The organism is Candidatus Hydrogenedentota bacterium (assembly GCA_018005585.1).
Classification (GTDB): Bacteria; Hydrogenedentota; Hydrogenedentia; order Hydrogenedentales; family JAGMZX01; genus JAGMZX01.
In genome coordinates this window covers 1-16,011 of the sequence record JAGMZX010000040.1, presented here as the reverse complement: position 1 = coordinate 16,011, position 16,011 = coordinate 1, and the positions used below count along the sequence as shown (strand labels likewise).

The window sequence follows — 16,011 nt, the reverse complement described above, 5'->3', positions numbered from 1 at the left end:
GTCGCCGGATTGAGCGCGGCCTCCGGCACCGCGCCGCCCGGCGGCAGCCGTATCTCATTCGGCTCGCTGAAACCCGCGAGCCGCTGCCGCCAGAACGCCTCGGCCCGGTCAAGCGGTTGTTCGCGCACGAAACGCGCGAACTCCCGGTACGAGGCGCCCGCGGGAAGCGGCGCGTCCTTCCCGGCGCGCCGCAGGTCATATTCGGTGAAGACTTCACGCACCGCCACCGTGATCGATTCATCCAATAGCGCGTGGTGCACGGTCCAGACCACGCGGTGGTCCGTGTCGCCCAGCCGGATACAGGCCAGGCGGTGCAGGGGTGCCCGCGTGAAATCCATGCCGCGCGCGCGGTCCTCGCGCAGGAAAGAGCGCAGCCGCGCCTCCCGGCCGGCTTCCGGCACCGCGGACCAGTCCAGGCGCGTCAACGGTATGCGGACCGACGGCTCGAACACCTGCACGGCTTCGAGCAGCCCCTCCCACGCGAAACGCGCGCGCAGGATTTCATGACGTTCGCACAGGTGTTCCCAACAAGAAATCAGCAGGTCCATGTCGAGCGGTTCGCGCAACACGCATACCACCTGCTGCAGGTAGGCGCCCGTGTCCGGTGGGGCGTCGAGACTCGCGAACAGCATTCCCTGCTGCATGGGCGTCAGCGGGCATGCCGCACCCCCTTCAGAATCCGGCAAGCGGGTCTGGTCCTGTCGCTCCTGATCTGCGTAGTCCATAGGTGTGGAGAACGCCTTTCACTACAATGCGCGACGAACGGCATGTCTCCCCAAGCCGGGATACGGCTCGCGGAAAAGAACGTAACGGCTTCCGCCTGCCGCGCTGAACTGTGCCACGCACAAGATAATGCGGAACACAGGTGTGCAAGTCAACGGTCCCGTTTCCTTACCGCCTGCGCCCCGCAGGGCCCCTGAAACGGACCAATCCGGCTCCCAACCCTTGACTTTGACCCGGGGGTGACCTAAGATCGGACTGGCTGCATGGCAGAACGGAGCCGCACGTGCGAACAGGTCTCCCCAAATCCCTGATTCAACATCGGATGGATTTTTTCCTTCGCGCTTGCCGGGAACGGGGCATCAAGGTTACCCATCAGCGGATCGCGATTTACCGCGACCTCGCTTCTACGGGAGCGCATCCGGACGCGCAGATGATCTTCAAGCGGCTGCGCAAGAAGATGCCGACCTTATCGCTCGACACGGTGTACCGGAATCTGCGGTTGCTGGAGGCGTGCGGTATCGTCCATATTGTCGGCACGAGCCACGACCGGCTTCGTTTTGACGCCAATCTTGAGCCGCATCACCATTTCACCTGCACGGAGTGTTCGCAGATCTGCGACTTCGAGCTGGACGGTTCCAGGCAGCTTATCTGGCCCGAAGAGGCGAAGGTCTTTGGAAAACCCGTCTCGCTCCACTTGGACGTGCGGGGCATTTGCAGAAAATGCCAGACAAAGTGATGTCCCGCGAGACCGTTCTCACCCGGTTTCCGTGGTCCCGTTGAAGACCTGCATTTCACGCGCGGCGGCGGGCTACCAGCGGCTCGTGCCCTCGATTTCCAGGACGAAGTCCGCGCCGTAAGCCGCGGCCGGGGTCTGGAACCCCGCGGGCGCGTCCCCGTTCACTATTCTCTCGACTATCGCCAGGGTGGTGAGCGCCGTCAACGTGTAGCCGTCCGGAGTGCGCAGCCGCGCTTCGACGCGGCCGCCCGTGTCGTCGCTGGCTTCACCCCACAGCAGGCAATAGGTCCTCGCGCGCTCCTCGTCCGTCGGGCCGGGCGGCGCGGCGTCGATCCGCCGTTTCAAATAGCGCTGCACAGGCCTGCTTCCGAGCAGCCAGCCGAGGCGGCGCGATGCGCGGATCATTTTGCGCGCGGCGCGCGGCGCGGCCATATACACCTCGATGTCGGGGACCCCCGTCGTGTAATAGGCGGTCGAAACGTCGCCCCAGGGGATGGTGATCGCGCCTCGAGGCCCCTCGCCGAAGTCGATGGTGCGCTCCTTCCAGCCCACGGGCACGCGCGTCAGTCTGCCATTCTTGCGCACCCACAGGCCCTTGGCCAGATTTTCGACGATGGTCGTCGCGGTGCCGTGCGACGTGCGCCCGTTCGAGAAAAACGCGAGCACGAGCCGCGCAGCCCCGGGCAGTTGCGCCTTCAGGTGCGCGGCCAGGCAGTCGCTGGGCACTACGTCGAAGCCCGCGCCGGGCAGGACCATGATCCCTGCATCGCGGGCGGCGGCGTCCATCGCAGCGAGCGACTCGAACACCTCGATCTCGCCGGTAATGTCGAGGTAGTGCGCGCCGGCGCGCAGGCAGCCCTTGACCATGGGCCGCGCCGTTCGCGCGAACGGCCCGGCGCAATTCGCCACCACGGCCATGCCATCGAGCCCGCGCGCCACGGCGCCGGGGTCGTCCAGCGCAAACACGCGGTAGTCAAGGCCGGTCTCGCGCGCCTGTACCCGCAATACGGCCTCATTGCGCCCGGCAAGCACGGGCCGCAGGCCGCGTTCGAGCGCGTAACGGACCACGAGCCGTCCGGTATAGCCGTAGGAACCATAGACGAGGCAGCGGGTATTCATAAGAGTGTTCTCAAAGGGTGTTCCTGCATCGTTAGTGTTTCGCGGAATCAAAGGCACGGGCGTGTTGGAGGTCTGCGCCCGCGCCTGTTATTATACCGGAGAGGAAGGCATGCGCGCCCCTATGACTGACGAGATCAAGAACGAAGACACGGGGGACCTTGTTCCCGATGCGACTGTGATTGCGGCCGTCGCGGCGGGACGTAACGCCGCGTCCACGGCACGGGCCAGCCTCGTCGTGCTGGCCGGCGCCGAGATTGGCCGCGAGATCGAGGTCCATGGCCGGGGCCAGATCCTCGGGCGATCGCCCCTGGCTCACGTGACGATTAACGCCCCTTCCGTGTCGCGTCAGCACGTGCGGATTGACCGCGTCGAAGAAGAAGGCGCCGTTCATTTTGAGCTGTCCGACCTCGGGAGCAGCAATGGCACGATGGTGAACGGCGTGCAGGCGGACAAGGCGCGCCTGAAAAACGGCGACCGCATCGCCGTCGGTGAAGTCCTGCTCAAGTTCATCCTCCAGGATGAGATCGACCACCACTTTCATCAGGAAATTCACAGGCTCATCAACTATGACCGGTTGACCGGACTGCTCACCATGGAGTCGTTCCGCTCGCACCTTGACCGGTTGCTGCAGACCTCGCCGCAGGACCGGCCCTTCGCGTTGGCCATGACCGACCTGGACGGGCTGAAGAAGGTCAACGACACGCACGGGCATCTGGCGGGGCGCATGGTCGTGCAGGAAATGGGCGCCATGATGCGCGCGTCTCTTCGGCAGGGAGACCTCGCGGGGTTGTACGGCGGCGACGAGGCCATTGTCCTCTATCCCGCTACGAAACTGGCGGACGCGCGCGAGGTTGCGGAAGGCCTGCGCCGCATGATTGAAGAACGCGTTTTCCAGCACCACGGCCAGGAATTCCGCGTCACCATCAGCCAGGGTCTTGCGGAGTGGCCCCGCCACGGGCGCACGGCCCAGGAACTCATCGCCGCCGCGGACCGTGCCCTCTACGCTGCCAAGGCCGCCGGCCGCAACTGTGTCCGCGCCGCGGAAGAATAATCGGGGTCCCCGCCCGCGCCCCTCGAACGCGCCATACCATCCCGTCAGCGGCGTGCCGCCCCTGCCGCGGCGATTCTTGACCTCCGCGGGCACGAACGCGGATACCCGCGTTCCATGGCGGCGGCCCCGTTGTCTCCTTGTCCCGGCCGGGGTTAGAATACGCGCAGCGGAGCAAGCATTCTCCGCCGGGAACGCCGATGAATCTAGCTGAACTGGCAGAGCGCATCGGGGCGCGGGTGTTGAACCCGGCGCGTGCGCAGGAAGTGGACGTGGACCGCGTGCACGCGGGGGACCGCATGAGCGACCTGCTCAGCCACGTGTCGGATACAACGCTGCTGGTAACGCACATCGCGAATCACGGGCTGGTGCGCCTTATCGAATTGATGGACGCGCCGGGCATCTGCCTTGTCAACGGGGCCGTGCCCGACGCGCTGGTGCAAGAAGCGGCCGAGCGCTGCGGCACCGTGCTGATGGTCTCGCCCGTGACCCTGTTTGAGACATGCGGGCGGCTGCACCGGTGTCTCCATCCGGACGGGGAAGGGGCCGCCGCCCCATGACGGTCGCCGTGTACCCCATTGTCAGCGGGGATTATGAGCGGGGCGGCGACGCGTCCAAGCAGCTCAAGACCTTGCTTAAAAAGATCGGCGCGGACCCCGCTGCGGTACGCCGCACGATGATTGCGGCCTATGAAGCGGAGATGAACGTGGTCATCCATGCGCGCGACGGGGCCATGCGCGTGGCCGTGGACCCGGAGCAGGTGGAGGTGGCCGTGGTCGACGAAGGGCCGGGCATCCCCGATATCGACCGCGCGCTGACCGAGGGCTTCTCTACGGCTCCGGCGGAAGCGCGCGAACTCGGTTTCGGCGCCGGCATGGGGCTGCCCAATATCCGCAAGAACAGCGACCGGTTCACCATCCATTCGGAATTGGGCCGTGGCACGCAGATCCGGTTTGCGGTGCGTCTGCAGCCTGCCCAAACCTGCGGCACGCAGCCGAATTCCGTGTCTCTGGACATCTCCCGTTGCCGTCAATGCCTGCGCTGTCTCGGCGCCTGCCCGACGCAGGCGGCCCGCGTCTACTGCGGCAGGCCGGAGGTTCTCGAACATCTCTGCGTGGACTGCACGGCATGCGCGGAGGCGTGTCCAGCGGACGTGTTCGGTTTTCCCGCGCAGGCAATTCCGCCCGATATCTCCCCGGAAACCGTGCTCGTGCTGCCGGTCTCGCTGCTGGGGCAGTTGGGCCCGGGCGTGCGTCCCGGCGACGTCCTGGAAGCGCTGGCCTCGCTCGGGTTCCACGACGTGCGGGTTGGCACGATATGGGAAGACGCGCTTGACGAGGCTGTTCGCGCCTACGCCGCGGCCACGGCGTTCCCGGTGTTGCCGCCGGTCTGCCCGGCGGTCGTCAATCTTATCCGGATGCGTTTTCCCTCGTTGTTGCCGCACATCCCGCCGTTTCTGACGCCGATCGAGGCGGCGCGCGAAGCGATCACGGGGCCGCATGTGGTGGCCGTCGTACCGTGCCCCGCCCAGTACACGGCCTTCGCCGGTCCCAATGGATTGACCCGGGTGGACATCGTGGCGCCGGGCGCGCTGTTGCAGGCCCTGCTGCCCCGCCTGAAACGCCACGGGCGCGATGCCGCCGCGGGCGCTCTTCTCAAGGGAGAGGCGGCTGTGCGTGTGGGCGGGATGGGCGCCGTGACCCGGTTCCTCGAAGAAGTCGAGAATGGCCAGGCGGCCGATTGCGCTTCGGTGGCGCTGTATGCGTGCCCGGACGGCTGCTTCGGCGCGCCAGTCTGGAGAACCCATCCCGCGCTGGCGCGCCAGCGCGCGCGGGAGGCGCTGCCGCGGCAACAAGCGCCCGGCGTGGCCGTGCGGCGCGTCCGGCCGCTGACGCCCCGCGCCGGACTGCGTCTCGATGCCGACATGCGCCGCGCCATGAGGAAGCTAGGCGAGATCGACGCCCTGACCCGTCAACTGCCGGGCCGTGATTGCGGCGTTTGCGGCGCGCCGACATGCGGCGCGCTTGCGGAGGACATCGTACGGGGCCGGGCAACAATAGAAGCGTGCACGTTTCGGGAGACGAGACGCGCTGGGGATGCGCGGAGGGAGTCACCGCATGAAGCTGAAGAACATAGTCGAAACACTGGGTCTTGAACTGCTCACGCCGGAGGCGCCCCTGGATGCGGCGCGCGAGATCGAGGCGGGGTACGTTTCGGACCTGCTGAGCGACGTGCTGGCTCATGGGCCGGAGGACGGCCTGCTCGTTACCGTGCAAGTGCACATGAACGTCATCGCCGTGTCTGTCCATGCCGGGCTGGCCGGCGTTATTTTCGCAATGGGCCGCCGCCCGGAAGAAACCGTGCGCGCGAAGGCGGTCGAGGAGGGCGTCGCGCTGTTCGCCTCGCCTGAGCCCGCTTTCGATATTGCAGGGCGGCTTTATGCGCTCGGACTGCGAGGGCGCCATGCGTGAGACGTTACGCCGCAGATCTGCATGTGCATACGGCGCTGTCGCCCTGCGCCGATGAGGCCATGTCGCCGCCCCGGGTCGTGCTGGCGGCCATGGATGCAGGGCTCGATATCATCGCCATCTGCGACCACAATACGGCGGGCAACGTCGCGGCCGCGCAAGAGGTTGCGGAAGGCCCCGGCGAAGGGCGTGTCCTCGTGATTCCCGGCATCGAAATCACGACGGCGGAGGAAGTGCACGTCGTGGCCCTGTTTCCCGATGCGGACACCGCCATGTGCGCGTCCGAGGTCATTCTCGCCGGGTTCCCTTGCTTCGACCGGGATTCCCGCCGTTACGGGCGCCAGTTGATCATGAACGGCGACGGCGACATCGTCGGGGAAGAGCCGCGCATTCTGTCCGCCGCGTCGCAGATGCCGCTGGCGGAGGCGGTGGCTTTCGTCCGCGGCAACGGCGGGCTGGTCATCGCCGCGCACGTGGACCGGCCCTCTTTCTCCGTGGGCAGTCAGTTGGGGTTCTTCCCGCCGGATGTCCACTTCGATGCGATCGAGATTTCCACGGCGGGCCTGGCGCAGGGCCGTGACGCAGAGTTTCGCGCGTTGGGCCTTCCGGTCGTTACCGGGTCCGACAGTCACAGCCTCGAACTGGTCGGTGCGTCCCGGTCGTACTGTTATCTGGAAACGGCGGCTTTTCACGAAATCGCCGCCGCGCTGCGCGGCGCCGGGGGGAGGTCGGTGGGCCTTGCTTGAACTCTCCCTGCATATCCTGGACTTGCTCGAGAACGCTACGCGCGCGGGCGCGACCGTGGTCTATGTGGGCATTGTTGAGGATGCCGCGCGCAACCGGCTCGAGATTCAGGTCGAGGACAACGGCCCCGGCCTGAGCGCCGCGCCCGAGCAGGCGCTCGACCCCTTTTACACCACGAAGAAAGGCAAGAAGACCGGGCTGGGCCTGAGTTTCTTCCGCGCCGCCGCGGAGCAGGCGGGCGGCTCGCTGAATGTGGGCGAGTCCGAACTGGGGGGCGTCGCGGTGCATGTCTGCATGCAGTTGAACCATGTGGACCGCGCGCCGCTGGGCGACCTCGCGGAGACGTTCCGCAGTCTCGTGCTCACCCACCCCGAGATCGATTTCTGCTGCCACGTGCAATGCGCCAGCGGCGAGACGCTTGTCCGCACCTCGGAAGTACTTGCCGAACTCGGGCCGGACGGGGCCAGCGAATTCGCCGTGGCGCGCGCCGTAGCGGAACGGATTCGCGCGGCGGTGACCCCGCTGCGCGCGTGATGACGGAGCCGCCTATTCGAATCCCATCTCGTAATGGTAGACGCCCTGGCTGAGTTCGGTCCGGATTTTCAGGCCGCTGTTATTGAATACGTTCTGCATGGCCTTGTTCTCGCGGAGCACTTCCGCGGTAAAGCCCGCGATGCCGTTGCGGCGCGCGATATTCGTCAGGTGTTTGAACAAGAACGACCCGATGCCCAGGCTTTGCCACGCGTCACGCACGACGAACGCCACTTCGGCACGGTTCGTGTGCGATTCCAGGTAGTAGCCGCCGATCGCCACGATCTCTTCGCCGTCCGCGTCCAGGACGGTCGCCACGATCGAGACCTCGTTGCGGTGGTCGATGTAGACGAACTCCTGCACCTGCTTGCGCGGCACCCATTTCATGCGGCTCATGAAACGGGTGTACAGAGACTCATGCGACAGCGAATAGAAGAGTTCGCGGACGCGCGGCTCGTCCGTCGGGTGCACGGGCCGCACGGTGAGTTGCGTGCCGTCATGCAGCAGGTACGTGGTGCGGATATCCTTCGGTCCGACGACGATCTTGTTGCCGAAGTCGGCCATTTCCGGCCGCACGTATTTCGCCTCGATGGCCTCGCGCAGCAACTTCTCGCGATACTTTGGATGCGCGATGCTGATCAGCGCGAGCGCCCGCTCTTGCACGCTCTTCCCGTGCAGATAGGCGGACCCGTACTCGGTAACGACGTAGTGCACGTCGCCGCGCGTCGTCACCACGCCCGCGCCCTGGCTCAGGTGTGTCACGATGCGCGACACGGCGCCGTCGCGGGCCGTCGAGGGCAGCGCGATGATCGCCTTGCCGCCGTGCGAACGCGCCGCACCGCGGTTGAAGTCTACCTGCCCGCCGATGCCCGAGTAGAAGCGCGTGCCCAGCGAATCGGCGCAGACCTGGCCTGTAAGATCGACCTCGAGCGCGACATTGACCGCGACCATCTTGTGCTGTTGCGCGATTACGAACGGGTCATTGACGTACTCCGTCGGATTGAACGAAAACCTGGGGTTGTTGTCGACGTAGTCGTACAGGCGCTTGGTGCCCAGCGCGAAACTGGCCACGATTTTCCCGCGGTCAAGGCTCTTCCGCTCGCCCGAAATGGCCCCGGCCTCGATCAGGTCGATCAGCGCGTCAGTGAACATCTCGGTGTGGATGCCCAGGTCCTTGCGGCCGCGCAGAAACTCGAGCACGGACTGCGGGATGCGCCCGATGCCAATTTCGATGGTCGACCCGTCCTCGATGAGCCCGGCGATGAATTCGCCAATTTCGCGCGTGACGGGCGTCGGGTCCGGCGCGGGAACCTCGATGAGCGGCACGTCCACCGGCACGAGAAAATCGAAGTCATAGACGTGCAGCAGGCTGTCGCCGTGCGTGCGCGGCATTTGCGGGTTGATTTGTGCGATCACGAGGCGCGAATTCTCCGCCGCGCTCTTTACGATATCCACCGAGATGCCCAGACTGCACATGCCGTCCTGGTCCGGCGGCGTTACCTGGATCAAGGCCACGTCCAGCGGCAATTGGCCGGTCTTGAACAGCTGCGGAATGTCCGAAAGGAAGATCGGCGTGTATCCGCCCAGCCCTTCCTGGATGATATCGCGCACGTTTTGCGAGATGAAGAAGCTATTGACGGAAAAATGCGCGGCGAGTTCGCGCACTGCGTAGGGCGCATCGCCCATGGTCAGCAGGTGCACGATCTCCGTGTCCGCCAGGTCGCGCGAACGTTCGACCAGCGAGCGCACCAATTCCAGCGGCTGGCCGCAGCCCGTGCCGATGAAGATACGCTGGCCCGGCTGGATCGACGCGACGGCCTCCCGGGCCGTCACGATCATGTCGGCGTATTTTTCCTGCCAATTGGGGTCGTAGCTGAGGGGGCGTGTGTCGCTCATAAGGTTACTCAACTCCCGCGAGGGTCAGGCGCGCATCCGCCACGACGGGCGGCGTGCCAACTTCCCCCACGATGAACGGGTTGATATCCATTTCCAGTATTTGCGGGAAATCGGTGGCCAACTGGCTGATGCGCTGCAAGGCGCCCGCAATCGCGCCCAGGTCCACCGCGCCTTGGCCGCGCGCGCCCTTCAACAGCGCGTAGGACCGCGTGCCCATCAACATCTCCATGGCCTCTTCCTGCGTGATCGGCGCGAGGTGGAAACTGACGTCCTTCATCACCTCTACGAAGATGCCGCCGAGGCCGAACATCAGCATCGGGCCGAATTGCGGGTCCCGGTGCATCCCCAGGATAACTTCCCGGCCCGGCTTGCACATGCGCTCGATATATACGCCGGTCAGCTTCGCCTCCGGCGCGCGCCGCGAGATTCGGACCATCATGAGGTCAAACGCGTCGGCTACCTGGCCCGCGTTTGACAAGCCCAGCCGCACCCCGCCGAAATCCGATTTGTGGATGATGTCCGGCGAGACGATCTTCATTGCCACTGGGTAAGTGACGCGGTCCGCGATGGCCACGGCTTCTTCCGCGCTTCGCGCGACCTGGCCGGGCGGCACGTGAAAATCATAGGCGCGCAGGATTTCCTTCGCGTCCGCCTCGCCCACCTCCCGCCGTTTGGCGCGGGCCATGCGCGCGAGCACGCGCTCGACGCGCCGCCGGTTCACCGGGAACCGCGTCACCACGCGCGGCGGCCGGCGCCGCCACGCCGCGTAGTCGCACATAGCCTTCAGCGCGGCCACCGCCCGTTCCGGCGCCGGGTAGTCCGGCAGGTTCGCCGCGACGAACTCCTCGCGCGCCGGCATGACATCCGCGCCGCCCATGAACGCCGCCAGCACGGGTTTCGTGCCCCGGATGCGCTGGATGATCGCGCGCGCCGTCTCCGCGGGCTTTGACATGGCCTGCGGCGTAAGAATCACCACGACGCCGTCCACGCCCCCGTCGTCCAGCGCCGCATCAAGCGCAATCGCGTAACGTTCCGGGTCGGCGTCGCCCAGCACGTCGATGGGGTTTCCGACGCTGGCCGCCGCCGGCAGTTTTTCCTTCAGCGACGACGAAATCTCCTGGTGCAACGGGCGGACCTTCATGCCCCGCGTCTCGACCGCGTCCGCGGCCATGATCCCCGGCCCGCCCGCGTTCGTGATAATGGCCACGTTGTCGCCGCGCGGCAGCGGCTGCATCGCCAGCGCCATCGCATAATCGAACAGCGACTCGAAATCATCCGCCCGCACCACGCCCGCACGGCGGAACGCCGCGCCATAGGCAATGTCCGCGCCCGCGAGGCTGCCCGTATGCGAACTGGCCGCCTTGCCGCCCGCCGCTGTCGTGCCCGCCTTGAGAATGACCACGGGCTTGACGGAGGCCACCGCTTCCGCCACGCGGATGAATTCGTCGCCCGCCGTGATGCTTTCCAGATAGCACGCGATCACGCGTGTCTGTTCGTCTTCCGCCAGCGCGGAGAGCAGGTCCACTTCGCACAAGTCCGCTTTATTGCCGATGCTGATCAATTTGGCGAGACCCACCCCGCGCCCGATTGACCAGTCCAGGATTGCCGTGCACAACGCGCCGGATTGCGAAATAACGGAGATGCGGCCCGGTTTCGGCGTTTGCACCGCAAACGACGCGTTCATCCGGTTCTCGGTATTGATCAGGCCAAGGCAATTGGGCCCCAGCAGGCGCAAACCCTTGTCCCGGCACGCCGCCGCCAGGTCCTGTTCCAGCTGCGCCCCGTCCTTGCCCACTTCCTTGAAGCCGGCCGTGATGACCGCCACCGCTTTCGCGCCCGCGGCCGCCGACGCCTCGACCGCCGTCAGCACCGCGCCCGGCGGCACTACAATAATGCTTAAATCCACCTCTACGCCTGCCGCGCGCGGGTCCTCGTAGCAGGCCAGGCCCATGATCTCGCGCGTCGTCGGGTTGACCGGCACTATCGTGCCGCCAAATCCACTCTTGACGAGGTTGGCCAAGATCGCATGCCCCACCTTACCCGGCGTGCGCGATGCGCCAATCACGGCTACGGTTTCAGGACATAGCAGCGCTTCCAGCATGATGTGATTCCTAGTTCCAGCTTTCGGGACGGGACGTTTGCCGATTTCGATCCACGTAGCCCCGCTCGGCGGTATGTGTCCATATTTTATTGAATTTGCGCGGCAAATTCCAGGGGCGATACTTGTGCTTTGGGCCGGGCAGGGCGCAACAACAGCAAGACATGATATGATAGCCGCTTGGAGTCTGAGCGTCGTAACGGAGAATGCCTGTTTGATGGGTGTCAAAGCGGGTGCCACGGAGGGGCGCTGAGCCTGGTTGATGCCGTGCCGGAAGAGACGTTATAACGGTGTGTCGAGGTGGCCGTCGAACGGCGTCCGTTGGGAAAGGGTAGGGTATGCGAAGCTGGGTGATCCTCGTGCTCGTGGCGGCCCTGGTTGTCGAGGTGCGTCTCGCGTTTCTCATCGACCACGACGTGCCCCTCGAGCCGAATCCCATGTCGCAGGTAATTGCGCTGGCCGGTCTCGAACAGGGCGACGTAACCCTCGGCGACCAACTGGCGGCGCGCGCCAAGGTGGTCGAGGAAGCCCGGGCCCGCGCCGCGCAAAGCCCGATGCCCGACCTCGGCATCCGCCTCGTGCGCGGCGTCGTAGTCCATGAAGGCCGGCCTGTCTCAGACGCGGCGGTCTCCTTGGAGATGCGGTCCATCACGGACGGCGTCAATCTGGACGGTTATCCTTCATTGCCGTGGCCGGTTACGCCTTGGCGCATACAAACGGATGGGCGCGGTTATTTTGAATTCAAGAGGCTGCCCAAGAGCGACTTCGTCGTGCGCGCCTGGCACAACGGACGCCTCGCGCTTGCCGGCGTATCATTTGATGAATCGCACTTGGTCTGGGATGGCGTGCTGAAACTCGAATCCGCCCAGCCGTTGGGCGGCAAGGTGGTCGATGCGGGGGGCATGCCCATCGCCGACGCGCTGGTCTTCCCCTTCGTGGAAGGCGCGGCGCCGCAGTCAGGCGCCTACTGGCTTTCTTTTCTGCCCGAGACCACGGACGCCGCCGGCACGTTCTTGTTCACGCATGCGCCGGGCGCGTGCCGGTTCATCGTGAATGCGCCGGGCTACGGCACATGGGTTACGCGCGCGTGTTCCCCCGGCACGGCTGCGCAGATTGTCGCGGAATGCGGCGGCGGCATCAGCGGTGTCTTGTCGCGTGCGCATGACCAGCAGCCCGCGGCCAATCTTGCCGTTCGCCTCGAAGCCGTTACCTACCCCCTGATGGCGCGCCGCACCAAGACGGACCTGAACGGGGAGTTCTCTTTTGCCAACCTGCCCGCGGGCGACTACCGTGTGGCCCTTGATACGGACCGGTTCGCCTTCGCGTCCGGCACGGCAAGTGTTGCCGTGCGCGCGGGCGCAAGCGTGTCGCCCCGCCAAGCCCTGGACGTGACCCGGACCCAGGCGGCCCGCGGCCGCGTGGTGGATGAGACGGGTGCGGGGGTATCTGGTCTCACGGTCGCGGCATGGGGAGCGAGCATCGTCCAGGCCAAGACCGATTTCGCGGGCTACTACCGACTGCCCCGTCTGGTTCCGGGCGAGTACCAGGTCGTCCTCCGCGGCGCGGCCGGGCTTATTGTCGAGGCCGTCCCGGGAACGACGATCACCGTCCAGGAAGGCGAGGACCCATCAGGCCCGACTTTCAAGGTGCGCCCCGGGGCAGGCAAAGGCCGGGTCATTTTCCAGGTCTTGGACAGCAGCGGACGCGCCGCCGGAAACGCAGCGATTTTCTACCTGGCCGCGCCGAACGGCGTTGCGGTGCCGGGGGCAGACGCGATGGCGGGCGCCGTAATTGCCGACGCCGAGGGCCGCTACGTATGGGAAGGCGTGCCGCGCGACTGGCAATTTCGCGCCTATGCCTCAACGGGTGTCATGGTGAGCCCGTTGCTCGAGCGGTCCCACTTGGGCGACCGCCTCGAAGCAACGGTTACGATGACCCTGTCTGAAAAAGCGGCTGCGCATCTCGAGGCCATCCTGGCCGCCTTGCGCCCGTGAAGGAGCGTGTTCGCGCCACGTGACGCCGCTCGCGAAACTGAGGGGACATCATGGACGTGTCCAACAGGAAAGTCGTTGTTGTTGGCAGCGCCAATATCGATTTGGTTACGCGCGTCGCGCGCAGTCCGAAACCCGGCGAATCGCTTATCGGGCGCTCGTTCATGACCGTTACGGGCGGCAAAGGCGCCAATCAGGCCGTCGCGGCGGCGCGTCTCGGCGCGGCGACGGTGTTTATCGGTTGTGTGGGCGCCGACGCCTTCGGCGCGATGCAACGGGATTGTCTCGCCGCCGCGGGCGTCGATGTCGGGCATCTGAAATCACATCCCACGGAGCCCACCGGCACCGCCGTCATTCTCGTGGCGGATGAAGGGCAGAACTCGATTGTCGTGACGCCCGCCGCGAACCTGGGGCTGCTTCCGGAGGACGTGTGGGCGCTCGAACCGGTCATTGCCGCGGCGGATGCGCTGCTGCTGCAACTCGAAATCCGGCTCGATACCGTGGAAACGGCGCTGGATATCGCGCGCAAGCATAACGTGCTTGCCATTCTCGACGCGGGACCGGCGCAGGCCGTGCCTGAGAGCCTGATTGCCAAGGCGGACATCGTTTCGCCCAATGAGACGGAGGCGGAAGCCATGACCGGCATGGCGGTGACTTCGATCGAAGAGGCGCGGAACGCGGCTGTCCGGCTCCGCGCGATGGGCGCGCGCGAAGTCGTCATGAAACTGGGTGCGCGCGGTGCGTTCTACCTCGCCGAAGACGAACTCCATGTGTCCGCGTTCCGAATCGAGCCGGTGGACACGACCGCCGCGGGCGATGCGTTCACCGCGGCGCTTGCCCTGGCCTGGAATGCGCTGCCGCTGCCTCAAGCGCTGCGCTTCGCCAACGCCGCGGGCGCCCTGGCCGCCATGACGGCGGGCGCCCAGCCCTCGATGCCCACACGCGAGGCCGTGTCGCGGTTCCTCGCGGACAGGCCGTGAAGCCGGGTTCGACCTTTGGGGGCGCTGAGGGTCTGTCCGATGAGCGCCGCGTTACTGCAGCGTGGCTTGTCCGGTTGAAAGGTACTGCACCGGGTCGACCGCGCGTCCGCGTACGCGAACCTCGAAATGCACATGCGGGCCCGTGGACCGGCCCGTGTTGCCCAATAATGCGATCACGGACTCGTGTGTGACGCGGTCGCCGGCTTCGACCAGGTTTGCGGCGTTATGGCCGTAGACGGTTTCCGTTCCATCGTCATGACGCACGCTTACCATCTTGCCGTAACCCGGCCGCCAGCCGCTGAACGTGACCACGCCGGAACCCGCCGGCCGGATGCGCGACCCGAAATCCGCAGCGATATCGATGCCGTCGTGGTAATCGGGCCGGCCGGTGAAGGGATCGAGACGGGGACCAAAGTCAGACGTGATCCGGCCTTCCGTGTCCAGCAGTGCGCTCCAAGGGGTCGTGCTTGAGGCCGCCGGAACAGCTGGCACGGCGCGGACCGGCCTCGACACGGGCGTGGCCGGGAACCCGGCCAGCGTCGGATCGAGCAGGGAATACGCAGCCGTCAATTGGAATGCCGTCGGGTCGGCGTGCGGGGCGGCAGGACCACCCATGGACCGGGAAACGCCTCTCCTGCCGGAACGCGCTGCGCTAAACGACGTCCGTGAGGCCGGGCGCGTCAATGCCGCCGCGGGGACGCGCTCGGGAAGCGTGGCCCTCGCGGAAAGGGGCAGGGCCTCTTCGAGAGACCTGCCCGGGTCAGCGGGCTCCGGGGTTGACGCGGGTTCCGGACTGGGCTCGGGGGCGGGCGCGGCGGGCGGCTCGGGGGCGGGCGCGGCGGCTGAGGCGAGTGTCATCTGTGGAAGGATAACGCTCAAGTCGATGGTCTGGCCCGGATGGATCACGTTGGCATCGACCAGGTTGTTGGCCGTCGCGACCTTATGCACGGCGGCATACAATTCCGCGGTCGAGGGGTTCTGTCCCGCCTCGCGCAGGGACTGCCGGATAATGTGGGAAAGCGTGTCACCCCGTTTCACGCGATAGGCCGGAGCAGGGGCTGCCGCCGCCTGCGCCTGCGCCAGCAGACGCTCAAAAGCCCTTGGCGCAGGCGAAGCGCCAACGCTGCCGTAAGAAGCGGCCCCATAGGCCTGAAGACCAACGTTTTCAACACGCATCGGCTGCCCTTCCTGCCGATTGTATCGATAGAAGGAAGCAATGAATGTGCCAGTGCCGAGGTTCCGGTATAAGATACTGTAGTTCCGTTACTTACGTTGGAAAACGAGCGCCCGGGCGCCCGGAAATCCATGCAGATATTGCCCGGTCCCGGCGAAATCTGCCGTCATGCGCAGGGGATGTATCGTGCCTGAACGATTCCTGGCCCATGGCGCCGCGCGGGATGGCGTTCTCCCCGGCTGGAAAGAGTCAGGTCCTTAAGACCGGTTTTCGGGTTTTCGAGACATCGGGTTCTCGGGTGTACTGGGCCCGCGTCACAAAAAAAGGTTGTTTGACTCCCTGTGCGAATGCTTGATATGCTATTAACCCGCCCGACAGGGGCAAATCCAACCCTTTAAAGGAGATGTGAAACTGTCATGAGTAATGAACAACAGGATGTGCAACGCACACAACCGGCTGCGGCCGCCCCGGCGACCGATTTAGCCACCACTACCGTCTACGAC

General features: G+C 65.8%; 14 protein-coding genes. 9 read left to right on the top strand and 5 right to left on the bottom strand.

All coding sequences use genetic code 11. From position 1 onward, the window contains the following. Positions 1-725 (bottom strand): hypothetical protein (locus KA184_08990; GenBank protein ID MBP8129707.1); only part of this gene is annotated, 725 nt, incomplete at its 3' end. Between the two features lie 320 nt (positions 726-1,045). Here KA184_08990 and KA184_08985 point away from each other — a divergent pair. Continuing rightward, positions 1,046-1,459, top strand: a complete 414-nt coding sequence (locus KA184_08985; protein MBP8129706.1) for a transcriptional repressor — start codon at positions 1,046-1,048, stop codon at positions 1,457-1,459. A gap of 72 nt (positions 1,460-1,531) precedes the next feature. Here the strand turns inward: KA184_08985 and KA184_08980 are convergent, their stop codons facing one another. After that, complete coding sequence (locus KA184_08980; GenBank protein ID MBP8129705.1) at positions 1,532-2,578, bottom strand: saccharopine dehydrogenase NADP-binding domain-containing protein; 1,047 nt, start codon at positions 2,576-2,578, stop codon at positions 1,532-1,534. 121 nt (positions 2,579-2,699) lie between these two features. Here KA184_08980 and KA184_08975 point away from each other — a divergent pair, with 121 nt between their 5' ends. The 6 genes from KA184_08975 to KA184_08950 all read left to right on the top strand — a co-directional run bounded on the left by KA184_08975 (position 2,700) and on the right by KA184_08950 (position 7,372). Further along, the gene (locus KA184_08975) at positions 2,700-3,629 is read left to right on the top strand and encodes a GGDEF domain-containing protein (GenBank protein MBP8129704.1); all 930 of its coding nucleotides are present in this window, start codon (positions 2,700-2,702) and stop codon (positions 3,627-3,629) included. A 197-nt stretch (positions 3,630-3,826) separates the two neighbouring features. After that, entirely contained in the window at positions 3,827-4,186 is a 360-nt protein-coding gene (locus KA184_08970; GenBank protein ID MBP8129703.1) for a hypothetical protein, read from the top strand. Next, a complete protein-coding gene (locus KA184_08965) occupies positions 4,183-5,781 on the top strand; it encodes an ATP-binding protein (protein ID MBP8129702.1) in 1,599 nt (532 codons plus the stop codon). The genes KA184_08970 and KA184_08965 overlap by 4 nt, the downstream gene beginning before the upstream one ends. Next, the gene (locus KA184_08960) at positions 5,744-6,097 is read left to right on the top strand and encodes a serine kinase (protein ID MBP8129701.1); all 354 of its coding nucleotides are present in this window, start codon (positions 5,744-5,746) and stop codon (positions 6,095-6,097) included. Before KA184_08965 ends, KA184_08960 begins: the two co-directional genes overlap by 38 nt. Continuing rightward, a complete protein-coding gene (locus KA184_08955; GenBank protein MBP8129700.1) occupies positions 6,094-6,840 on the top strand; it encodes a PHP domain-containing protein in 747 nt (248 codons plus the stop codon). Before KA184_08960 ends, KA184_08955 begins: the two co-directional genes overlap by 4 nt. Beyond that, positions 6,833-7,372 carry an ATP-binding protein gene (locus tag KA184_08950; GenBank protein ID MBP8129699.1) on the top strand — a complete coding sequence of 180 codons (540 nt, stop codon included), beginning with the start codon at positions 6,833-6,835 and terminating at the stop codon, positions 7,370-7,372. Before KA184_08955 ends, KA184_08950 begins: the two co-directional genes overlap by 8 nt. Positions 7,373-7,384: 12 nt before the next feature. Here the strand turns inward: KA184_08950 and KA184_08945 are convergent, their stop codons facing one another. Together KA184_08945 and KA184_08940 are read right to left on the bottom strand one after the other, a co-directional pair. Next, positions 7,385-9,265, bottom strand: a complete 1,881-nt coding sequence (locus KA184_08945) for a GNAT family N-acetyltransferase (GenBank protein ID MBP8129698.1) — start codon at positions 9,263-9,265, stop codon at positions 7,385-7,387. 4 nt (positions 9,266-9,269) lie between these two features. Next, entirely contained in the window at positions 9,270-11,366 is a 2,097-nt protein-coding gene (locus KA184_08940; GenBank protein MBP8129697.1) for an acetate--CoA ligase family protein, read from the bottom strand. Positions 11,367-11,701: 335 nt separating this feature from the next. Between KA184_08940 and KA184_08935 the strand changes: the two genes are divergently transcribed. Together KA184_08935 and rbsK are read left to right on the top strand one after the other, a co-directional pair. Then, positions 11,702-13,357, top strand: coding sequence for a carboxypeptidase regulatory-like domain-containing protein (locus tag KA184_08935; protein ID MBP8129696.1), 1,656 nt, complete (start codon positions 11,702-11,704; stop codon positions 13,355-13,357). 56 nt (positions 13,358-13,413) lie between these two features. Beyond that, a complete protein-coding gene (rbsK, locus tag KA184_08930) occupies positions 13,414-14,334 on the top strand; it encodes a ribokinase (GenBank protein MBP8129695.1) in 921 nt (306 codons plus the stop codon). 51 nt (positions 14,335-14,385) lie between these two features. Here rbsK and KA184_08925 read toward each other — a convergent pair whose 3' ends face one another. Next, entirely contained in the window at positions 14,386-15,510 is a 1,125-nt protein-coding gene (locus KA184_08925; protein MBP8129694.1) for a peptidoglycan DD-metalloendopeptidase family protein, read from the bottom strand. Between the last annotated feature and the right edge of the window lie 501 nt (positions 15,511-16,011).

Coding starts and splice junctions, on each gene's coding strand:
- KA184_08985 (MBP8129706.1), top strand. CDS start 1,046: ATGGATTTTTTCCTTCGCGCTTGCCGGGAACGGGGCATCAAGGTTACC.
- KA184_08980 (MBP8129705.1), bottom strand. CDS start 2,578: ATGAATACCCGCTGCCTCGTCTATGGTTCCTACGGCTATACCGGACGG.
- KA184_08975 (MBP8129704.1), top strand. CDS start 2,700: ATGACTGACGAGATCAAGAACGAAGACACGGGGGACCTTGTTCCCGAT.
- KA184_08970 (MBP8129703.1), top strand. CDS start 3,827: ATGAATCTAGCTGAACTGGCAGAGCGCATCGGGGCGCGGGTGTTGAAC.
- KA184_08965 (MBP8129702.1), top strand. CDS start 4,183: ATGACGGTCGCCGTGTACCCCATTGTCAGCGGGGATTATGAGCGGGGC.
- KA184_08960 (MBP8129701.1), top strand. CDS start 5,744: ATGAAGCTGAAGAACATAGTCGAAACACTGGGTCTTGAACTGCTCACG.
- KA184_08945 (MBP8129698.1), bottom strand. CDS start 9,265: ATGAGCGACACACGCCCCCTCAGCTACGACCCCAATTGGCAGGAAAAA.
- KA184_08940 (MBP8129697.1), bottom strand. CDS start 11,366: ATGCTGGAAGCGCTGCTATGTCCTGAAACCGTAGCCGTGATTGGCGCA.
- KA184_08935 (MBP8129696.1), top strand. CDS start 11,702: ATGCGAAGCTGGGTGATCCTCGTGCTCGTGGCGGCCCTGGTTGTCGAG.
- KA184_08925 (MBP8129694.1), bottom strand. CDS start 15,510: ATGCGTGTTGAAAACGTTGGTCTTCAGGCCTATGGGGCCGCTTCTTAC.